The following is an 8,734-nucleotide window of genomic DNA, read 5'->3' as shown; positions in this document are numbered from 1 at the left end:
TGTGGGAGCGGCCTTGTGTCGCGAAAGGGCTGCGCAGCAGCCCCATCACTGCTCAGCAAAGCGCATCTCCCGCGTCTCGCCCATCAACAGCGGCGCATTCGCCTCAGTCACCCCACGGATGTAATCCCACAACAGGGTAATCCGCTTCAACTTCCTCAAATCCTCCCGGCAATACATCCAGAACGACAAAGAGGGAAAGGGTTAATCCAATAGATTCAAGGGGTTAGCCAGCATGAGCGTCATCCTACAGAGCCACCCTGTTACAAGTGGTGTCACAACCCGCACGTTGCCCTTGAGGCCAGACTGCCGACTAGCCAGTCCCTACCACTACCGGCGACACGGTATCTACTACCTGCGCCTTCGCATGACAGGCAGCGTGAGCAGGATGGTGTCCGTCTCTTTGAAGACCACTGATCGAAGGTGGGCAATGGAAACCTCTAGTCATCTCATTGCGGCACTTCAAACCTTCCACATGGAGCGACCTGAAGCCTCATGGAATGATCTACGGGAGCATCTGCTGACGATGGTGAGCAGTACGCTGATGTCTGCTGATGACGGCCACCACCCACTACGCCATTGGGGGGATTTGTACCGGAACGTCACCGTTCCCCCAAGCCCAGTGGAAACACCGTACAGAGAGGTGATGAGCACAGCGCCAGCAGAGTCACCGATGACCTTTGATGCACTCGCTCAGTTGTACATGGCTGATCGTGCTGGAGAGCAGAAACCTTCAACCCTGAAGGAAACGACGTTGTGTCACAAGGTGATCAGTGAGCATCTGGATGGATTGGACTTGAGAAACCATTCCAGAGAAGACCTTGTGGCATTCCGGGAGCGTTTGTCGGAAGGTCGTATGCCTTCGACAGTGAACAAACTGATTGTGAAGCTTTCGGCGGTATTCGCGTGGGCTGTCGAGAATGGCCACTTGACCAAGACCTATGACAGAAAGCTGAAGCTGACCAAAGGTCTGGAATCAACCCGTAAGGCCTTCTCGCAGGCTCAAGTGCATAAGCTTATGAACTATGCCAACGGTCTCCCCGCGACCTCATGGAAGCGATGGCTGCTCAGCTTGGGTGTCATTACTGGTGGAAGACTCAAGGAGATATGTCAGTTAATAACGAGTGACGTTGTAACACTCGACTCAGGAGTCGTCGCCATACACATCAATGAGAATGGGGAAGGCAAGTCGATTAAGAACAAACAAAGTAACCGATTATTGCCGCTCACTGACGGTGCTTATGGATTCGACCTTGCTGAATTTTTGGGCTATGTCGATAGATGCAAAAGTGAAGGCATATCTGCACTTGCTCAGTTTGGGTACAGACCATCAGGTGAGTGGGTGAATCAACAGGGTATCCCAGATGCCTTAGAAGCCACCTATGAGCGCGGCCTAGTATTCCATTCATTACGTCACTCACTAGCGTCACTGATGCAAGCAAAAGGAGTGCCTGTGCTCCATGCTCAGGCTGTAATGGGGCACGCCTCCCACACTATCACCTTTGATACATACGGTACTGGAGTGCCTGTTGAGATTATTGCAGACATGTTAAGGAAGGTACTGTGTCCAACTTATTAGGAAATGGAGAGTTTTTATTAAAAGTTCGCAAATGGTTGCAGCAGGTATTGACAAAATTCGATTTTAGTTAGTAATATAAAAGTATATCTAGTTGTTGAAGTTCGACTAGATAATCCTCGAATAAGCCTCGCTTTCCCTCTCTCTGAGCGGGGCATATTCACAATTGGCTTTCTAAATAGTCAAATAGTCATGTAGTTCATTTTGCCTCATCACTTCCCGTGATGGGGCATTCTTTTGTCTCTACCAATACCCGTTGCCGGGTTTCACAAAACACAATTATTAACTCATAGACCCATAAGGAGGATCAATGACGATCACCCGTACCTGCTGTATCTGCAATGCTCCACTCCACAATAAGCGATTAGATGCTAAAACCTGCTCCAGCTCTTGCAGATCAAAGCTCTTTAGACTAAATCAAACTAAATTTGTTTTGATTAAATTTCGCATCCCTAGCGAGGTCTACACAGATTTAAGCATCAAAGCTTTATTCTCTGGAAATAGCATCAGTGACTATCTTGCGCAACTGGTAGTGAAACAACAATGAAAAACTACCTTCTGATACACCGCGCATCAAATCTGATTGTTGACTATTTTGAAGCTGGTAAGCCTGACCAGCCGAGCGACCAGTACAAGTTGGTCCCTATCAGCGATCTAGTGCTTGATAAATACTATGCTGCCCTTGCCAGACACAAAGATGGAACCTGCGTCGATGCCGGCGAATTTGCGCTAGTGAGCCCGTCTTTTCTGGACGCTCTAAAGGACGCTTAACCAGAGTCGCACCAAAACTAAACATACCCCTGTAACGCTCTATAGCGCGATTACAGCGATTTTCTTTTTGTGGATACAACCCTACAGCCCCCCTATTTTGGCACCTCTGCAAGCCACGTAATACGTGGTGTAGATATGCAAAGAATGGGCTGTCACTAATCTAATGAAGAAGGAATACAAAATGAATCAATTAACATCATACGATCTAGGCAAGATGCTAGCCGTTGAGCAAATTGCTCATTACCAACATCTCAAACAAGCTGCTGTAGCCATTGTTGATAAAGTGGAGTACAGACGCTGCACAAACCAAATTGACATCCTCATCGCTCAATATGGTTTGAAGCTGAACAGGGATGGTGACTATGAGTAATAGCCGCCACCGAATCAGGCAAGGCATCACAAAGGCCACTGAACGTAAAGCCCGAGCAGAACGAACCCCACAACGCTCAAAGACAACAGCACTAGAGCGCTCCCCCGCAACTCGTGAAATAAGTACAGAGCTTCACAGGGCTGCTGTGCTCGACTGTTTTTACAGACACTACATGAACAAACAAAAGGAAATTTAAGAATGACTGAGAAAATCAAGATCGTGGGCACACCACCTAAATGGGATCAAGCCGAATTCGAAAGCAAACTTGAAGGTTGGATTAATGTCTATCGCGGTACACAGCAGTCTATGGAGCTTGTAAGCGCGCCATTTGAGCATGAACTACTGCAAGCTGTAATTGATAAATCGAAAGAAGGCTACACCGTTGCCATCAATCAGAGAGTACATCATGAGCAACTTAACCACTCTGTTTGGCTCGTCAAACCACCAGCTGCTCAGGCAGAAGACATTGCCGCTATTAAGGCTAAGGTCAAAGCGGAATACGTAGCTTATATAGAATCAGAACGTGCTCGCTATCAGGACTTGCTACGCCAGCAGCTACTACAAGCGCAAGACGAGAAGGAACGCAAAGCAGCCGAGCAAGCTAGAGCCAAGAAACTGGCTCAGATCGAGGCAGAGGTACAAGCCTGTTACTCTCCTTTGGAGATCCCTGCGTAATCCAACCTGAGTGTAAACAATGAAACAACAGGATGATGCCCCTCCTGGCGAATGCCAGCAGGGGCTTTTTTGTGTCTATGGAAAGGTGTCTACGCCCGTTTGACCCGATGTTTGCTGGGGATGGCCTGCATGGTGCTAAACACACACTCATTTTCCACTCTCATTTATGAGTGGATGCAACAGATTCAACAGATTATTTGAGAAATAGTGAGCTATCCCCAGTGACCATAGGTCTACGGCGCATCCTCAGGCGATTCTGAGCACGATCCATACTCAGACAAGGATGGGTAGCGGGTAGGTGAGAGAATGGTTGTATTAGGGCGGTAAAGCCAGTGGTAGATTCTTGCAGGAAAGGCCAGTTTTCGAATTAACTAAATCGTCGATCTATTGGAATGAGCTAGAAATCACTTTTCTCAATTAGTTAATTATTTTGTGTTGTGATCAATAATCAACAGTGCTAGGCTGACCCGTTTTTATCAAGCGCCCAACCTCCACGCGACAGTGTTCTTTTAAAGAAACTATGCCTCGCAGGGGGCTTTGTCGTGCCTGAGATTTGAGCAAACACAAACCACATACATCTGGCACCCTGCGGAGTCCGCAGACACCCCGAGAGAAATTGCCTATGGAACAAAGTGAACAAATGAGGACAACAACAAATGAGGAAAGAAAGCTGCACCACCGCTGTACCCGTTATTGATAATTACCGCCCGCAAGACGAAGCCTCTCTTCGCAAAATAAAAAAAGTGTCAGGTATGCGATGCCGAGTTTAAAGCACGGCGAGTTACTGCAAAGTATTGTGGTCAAGCGTGCAAGGATAACTCAACTAACGGCATGCGCGCGATTCGTATGAATGCAGCCCCACGACCTCACCGTCACCGTGGGAACACTGCCCGTCACAAGCAGAATACAATTGCACCTCTGCTGCGCGCCATGTCCAAGAGTCCCGAAATAATCTGGGATAGTGGCAGTGATGGGATGGCCTCCCAGAAATTCGTGGCTCATTCTGATCCGCAATGGTTTGATGATTACGTCATGGGGGCTTGCTATGTATCTATGAATGCCGATTGTGGTCGTCTCGATGTAAGTCCGGGCGACATTCGCAAGCTTTGTAAGCTTGATGAAATTTCGGTCAAGGGGGTTCAGTCGCTGATCCGGAACCACCAGATTCTGCCCGTTAGTGAACGGCACGCTCAGCGATTGGTGAAGGTCACAATCATCGCACTCAGCGGTATCGAGATGTTCCTAAACCGAAATCCAGCGGTCAAAGCCGAACTTGAGTCTTTAGCAGCATTGGAGAACGAAAGCGCTAAGATTGATCGTCAGTTTTTTGCAGAATGGGAAGCTTTGAACGCCTTGATACCTAAGACAGATTATCTTTAGCGCGTCATATTTGACGTCGGATATATAAAGGTTATTTCTTGTGGGCAAGGTGACCACGAAGGGCTACTTCAAGAAAGAAAGGGGTGATTAATATAATTAATCAAATCACCCCCAACAACCCAAGAGATTATCTCAGGGGCAAAGCCCCTAAATTGTGTATCAACAACACCTTGTTGTTAAGATGTCCCTGCGAATACGCAGAGTAAGATCAAGAGCAGGGCTGTCTTTTGGATTTTATTAATCCAGCCCTAAAAGCATTCGCTGACGCTCACAAAACAACCACTTCCAGTGCCAGCACTGCACAACCTTGTGTAGGGGAATCGTCTACAGTCGCCTGTGAAGGCTGACACAACTCTGTGTGCACAGCATCTTGTGCCCCGGTGCCCCGCACCGAATACCTCTTGTGTTGTGGGCCATGCCCACGAAGCGGCATCTAAGGAAGATGGGGGATTGAATCCATCAATCACAATCACCCCACATCTAATATAAGTTTCCTCTAGGGTGATGGCCCATTCACAGCACCTTTGCTGTAGGTATGCTCCCTGTGTTGGCTCACACAGAGCGAACATCAATGGGATGATGAAATTGATATTTTCAAAGCTGAGAGGCGTGATTAATCATCTCATCTTTTTCTGCTTTGATTGCCTTGTGAGCAATGTCTTTGCTTATCACTGAGATCTCGCTTTTATCAATGGTATCCCCATATTTATCAAGTATGAGCATGACTTTTTGTCCATCCCAATAGGATTTCTCATTTTGGAAAGAAACACCTACTTTTGTCTTAACGGTCTCTGAGGATTGCTTTAGCGGCTGACCATATTTTTGCAACAGCATGGCTTTAACAGTGTCATAATTTTCGACTTTCGTCGTGAGCCGTATTTCACGAATTTGAGACTCATGAGTCACCACCGCCGCACCGTAACCTATTCCTAATGGCGGTGTAGAGCGTAGAGAGTAATAACCTTCGATATACGGTCGCTCATAACACATTTCATCTGGAACGCTATAATCCTCAGGGCATTGCTTTAGCTGATAAATTAGTTTTTCATTTAGCTTAATGCTTAGAAAACTCGTTGGCTCTTGAGCCCATACCTTAGGCTCAGCGCTTCTGTTTGCTCCATGAGATGCGGTAGCAGTACAAATTGCTAACAAAAAGAGTGCCTTTCTTACGCTCATATATCTCCCTCCAATTTGGCCAAAGGCCGAATGTATTTATTCGTGTATTAGTAGCTGGCTGGTCGAATCTCTAGACCTGATTGGGTAACGAATCGGAATTTCCTTTGCTCCCCTTTACCCAAATAGGTTTCGACCTCCCGCCTTGGCAGGTTACTACCTGAGGCGCAAATTCCAGAGCCTTGAGGGTCCAGTCCGATCCCTATGAGCCTTGGTCCGGGCCGAACGTGGAAGCTAGCAATTTCGTTGTCGTCCATGCGGGCTACTAGTCTTCCGTCGATATAAACGGAGAAGTAACAAGTAGGGCCGATAGCCCCCAGTTGGCGAAGAACGGTGATTGTAGAGTCAGCACCTTCCTCCCTTGCTTGGTAAGCTAGCAATCGGTGGCTGGGTGTTTGATTAGCCTTGTCAGCTGTAGGTGGGGCCGCGCAGCCACCCAGAGTGCTGGCAATCACGGTAGCGGCAATTAATAATCGCATGAAGCCATCCTTATTCCCAGTAAAACTATCAGCACTGCAAATTAACTCACACTTACTTCCTACATGAAGTCTTTGGAGGGGGTGTAAGTATTTATGATTGGGGCGCTATAGCTTTTGCTAGAGCATGTTACTTTGTAAGTTAGTGGATTTTCTTCGTCACTCTCATTGGCCTTGATAAGAGCAAGGCCTTTTCCTGTCTGGGTACAAGACAAAATATCGTGCATGTATATGTGATTCGTTTTCTCAGTAACAGGAAACTCTTGACAATAGCTAAGGTCAGTTGTGCAAAGCTCAAGCTTGAGGGCATACAAGTCCGTCGCCCCCTGCACAGAGGATAGCTTGCTAGCTGCTAGGGCAGCTTGAGCGCACATCATTGCTGGAATGATAGAAATTGCCACTGCTGATCGTTTCTTCACGCTGATTCCTTTCTGGCTAGTCAACATTGCGGAGATTAGAATATCCCAATTTCAGATATCCGAAAAGCAGATATAGGTTGGACGGCTACCCTTTGTAGCCGCCGACCATGCCCAAGACAATTTACCGACCTGAGCACCAAGCTCTCCTACGCTTGTTGAAGGAGTACAGGACAGCAGCGGGACTGACGCAGGTGCAGTGCTCGAAGGCGCTGAATCGTCCTCAATCGTTCATGAGCGATGTGGAGAACGGGACACGGCGTCTGGACATCGTGCAGCTGAGAGACCTGTGTGCGGTGCTTGGAATTAGTCTGATGGAGCTGGTACAGGAGCTAGAGGCTGCAATAAAGGCAGGATCTTGAATGAGCCAACACTCCGAAGTGAAGGCTCTACGTCGATCAAGTGTCGGTCTGACTTGTCTATTGTTTCGATAGCACTATTCAGCTGGAAAGGCGCGATACCTGCCTTCAATTCTGTAAGCCTATAGTAAGCGGACTTAATTGTTAATTTTGAAGGAGCCTGGGACAGGGACAATAACTGGCATCTCGGCCTCCACTGGAGACAACTCAGCAAGCGAGGCCGCCCAAATGCTTAATTTTTCCATGCAAAAATGAGCATAACTCAAAGAGTCTAGGGCTGTAACCGCATCTGCTTTTTCGATAATGTTATGAAAGCGCGCCCGTCGGAGTGAAGGGTCGTCAAAGTGCTTACCTGAAGTACGGTCAGCTTTTAATTTTTCTGGATTAGAAGGCAACGGTAACTTTACGAAAGGCAACGACTCTTCGTCAGACAGTTTGGCGATACCTGTGATGGCATAAAGCGTTGCCCCCGCCGTTGCTAATGGCGCTGCATGAATTATCAAATTCCGGTAACTACCAAGGGTGTCCAGCCAGTTTCCCGGAGAGGACACTTCTTGAATTTCCACCCCATGTGGGTCAGTTGGAGGATTTCTTCTCCAGTGGCTACATAGAGCGCCAATGCTTGTAATGTTTGCTGAGCCTGTAGGCTTAACATACCAGTAAAATTCGATGAGGTAATCTCGGAGAGTGCAAGCATCAATCAGAAAAGTTTGGGCTGCTAGGTAGCAGAGCTCTGTATAGCCGTCAAGGAACCTCTGACCGTCCTTGAAGTCTCCCGACTGCAATTTTGAGTTCAACTGATCCATATACGCTTCTGATAGCTGTCGGACTCGCCACTCACAGCTCCTGAGCTGATGAGAGATACGTGTAGCTATGTCATACAGTTGGCTATCATTTTTTTTAAACGCACCATTTGCAATAAAGGACCAATCTCTACCTTGATCCCATGTGAGCCAGCCGGAGCCAAATGACGGTTTGACGCGCCATTCAGGCCGTGCGTGTGCGTGTGGTCCGGTGAAGAAATCGCATCCTACGACCTCTAATCCGAGGTTTCTAATGTCCGAAAATAGCGAGGTGTAGTTGTTAATTTCAATGGCTTTCTTTTCGCCAGTCATGTCGCCTGGATAGAGAAAATTACACGACTTGTCATAACTTAGAACTCTGATCCCTCCACTGATATGAACCTCGCGTGCCGCTAACCACTCCATGAGACTCTCCTAAATGATTTCGGTTTGTATTACCACAGCAACCCGTATCACACGATAGACCAAAGAAACGCATCAACGCTGCTACATCCTGATACGGTTTTCTACCAATCTCAATTTTGATCGCAGGTTGTGTCAACATTTCAATCCCATGGTGACGATGATGGCACCTGTCCTGCGCGTTCATTTTCGTGTGGAGTCACCGCTTGGTGCCTCTACCGATTTGGGTGTACATCAGGCAGTACATTCTGATGACCTCAAAATAGCCGCCCAGCTGTACCGATAACATATGTTTGACAACCCTAAACGGCTCACTCATAATCGGTACATCCAAAA

At 47.5% G+C, this 8,734-nt stretch carries 9 protein-coding genes and 1 pseudogene; 6 read left to right on the top strand and 4 right to left on the bottom strand.

The window, feature by feature from the left end:
* Positions 1 to 45: 45 nt before the first annotated feature.
* Positions 46 to 183: pseudogene (locus TZ03_RS30770) on the bottom strand (LysR family transcriptional regulator); the annotation flags it as partial.
* A gap of 244 nt (positions 184 to 427) precedes the next feature.
* On the opposite strand from TZ03_RS30770, the gene TZ03_RS24235 reads away from it, so the two are divergent.
* The 5 genes from TZ03_RS24235 (at position 428) to TZ03_RS24215 (ending at position 4,769) form a co-directional block, all read left to right on the top strand.
* Positions 428 to 1,576, top strand: a complete 1,149-nt coding sequence (locus TZ03_RS24235; protein ID WP_051100909.1) for a tyrosine-type recombinase/integrase — start codon at positions 428 to 430, stop codon at positions 1,574 to 1,576.
* 540 nt (positions 1,577 to 2,116) lie between these two features.
* Positions 2,117 to 2,344 (top strand): hypothetical protein, encoded by a 228-nt coding sequence (locus TZ03_RS24230; protein WP_051100907.1) that lies wholly within the window; start codon positions 2,117 to 2,119, stop codon positions 2,342 to 2,344.
* 181 nt (positions 2,345 to 2,525) lie between these two features.
* Positions 2,526 to 2,714, top strand: coding sequence for a hypothetical protein (locus tag TZ03_RS24225; RefSeq protein WP_051100905.1), 189 nt, complete (start codon positions 2,526 to 2,528; stop codon positions 2,712 to 2,714).
* 198 nt (positions 2,715 to 2,912) lie between these two features.
* Positions 2,913 to 3,389 (top strand): hypothetical protein, encoded by a 477-nt coding sequence (locus TZ03_RS24220; protein WP_051100902.1) that lies wholly within the window; start codon positions 2,913 to 2,915, stop codon positions 3,387 to 3,389.
* Positions 3,390 to 4,319: 930 nt separating this feature from the next.
* Entirely contained in the window at positions 4,320 to 4,769 is a 450-nt protein-coding gene (locus tag TZ03_RS24215) for a hypothetical protein (RefSeq protein WP_152645534.1), read from the top strand.
* Between the two features lie 594 nt (positions 4,770 to 5,363).
* Here the strand turns inward: TZ03_RS24215 and TZ03_RS30765 are convergent.
* The gene (locus TZ03_RS30765) at positions 5,364 to 5,945 is read right to left on the bottom strand and encodes a hypothetical protein (RefSeq protein ID WP_152645533.1); all 582 of its coding nucleotides are present in this window, start codon (positions 5,943 to 5,945) and stop codon (positions 5,364 to 5,366) included.
* Between the two features lie 535 nt (positions 5,946 to 6,480).
* Positions 6,481 to 6,837: a hypothetical protein gene (locus TZ03_RS30760; protein ID WP_152645532.1), complete on the bottom strand. Its 357-nt coding sequence runs from the start codon at positions 6,835 to 6,837 to the stop codon at positions 6,481 to 6,483.
* Positions 6,838 to 6,944: 107 nt separating this feature from the next.
* On the opposite strand from TZ03_RS30760, the gene TZ03_RS24210 reads away from it, so the two are divergent.
* Complete coding sequence (locus tag TZ03_RS24210; protein WP_051100898.1) at positions 6,945 to 7,196, top strand: helix-turn-helix domain-containing protein; 252 nt, start codon at positions 6,945 to 6,947, stop codon at positions 7,194 to 7,196.
* Positions 7,197 to 7,330: 134 nt separating this feature from the next.
* Here TZ03_RS24210 and TZ03_RS30755 read toward each other — a convergent pair whose 3' ends face one another.
* Positions 7,331 to 8,401, bottom strand: a complete 1,071-nt coding sequence (locus TZ03_RS30755) for a hypothetical protein (protein ID WP_152645531.1) — start codon at positions 8,399 to 8,401, stop codon at positions 7,331 to 7,333.
* Between the last annotated feature and the right edge of the window lie 333 nt (positions 8,402 to 8,734).

It is taken from the genome of Pseudomonas sp. 10-1B (assembly GCF_000935045.1).
GTDB lineage: Bacteria > Pseudomonadota > Gammaproteobacteria > Pseudomonadales > Pseudomonadaceae > Aquipseudomonas.
The sequence above is the reverse complement of the archived record's forward strand: the minus strand, read 5'-3'. Positions and strand labels throughout refer to the sequence as shown.

Excerpts from the sequence above, each read along its gene's own strand:
- TZ03_RS24230 (WP_051100907.1), top strand. The coding sequence starts at position 2,117 with ATGAAAAACTACCTTCTGATACACCGCGCATCAAATCTGATTGTTGAC.
- TZ03_RS24210 (WP_051100898.1), top strand. The coding sequence starts at position 6,945 with ATGCCCAAGACAATTTACCGACCTGAGCACCAAGCTCTCCTACGCTTG.
- TZ03_RS24220 (WP_051100902.1), top strand. The coding sequence starts at position 2,913 with ATGACTGAGAAAATCAAGATCGTGGGCACACCACCTAAATGGGATCAA.
- TZ03_RS24235 (WP_051100909.1), top strand. The coding sequence starts at position 428 with ATGGAAACCTCTAGTCATCTCATTGCGGCACTTCAAACCTTCCACATG.
- TZ03_RS24225 (WP_051100905.1), top strand. The coding sequence starts at position 2,526 with ATGAATCAATTAACATCATACGATCTAGGCAAGATGCTAGCCGTTGAG.
- TZ03_RS30765 (WP_152645533.1), bottom strand. The coding sequence starts at position 5,945 with ATGAGCGTAAGAAAGGCACTCTTTTTGTTAGCAATTTGTACTGCTACC.
- TZ03_RS30755 (WP_152645531.1), bottom strand. The coding sequence starts at position 8,401 with ATGGAGTGGTTAGCGGCACGCGAGGTTCATATCAGTGGAGGGATCAGA.
- TZ03_RS24215 (WP_152645534.1), top strand. The coding sequence starts at position 4,320 with ATGTCCAAGAGTCCCGAAATAATCTGGGATAGTGGCAGTGATGGGATG.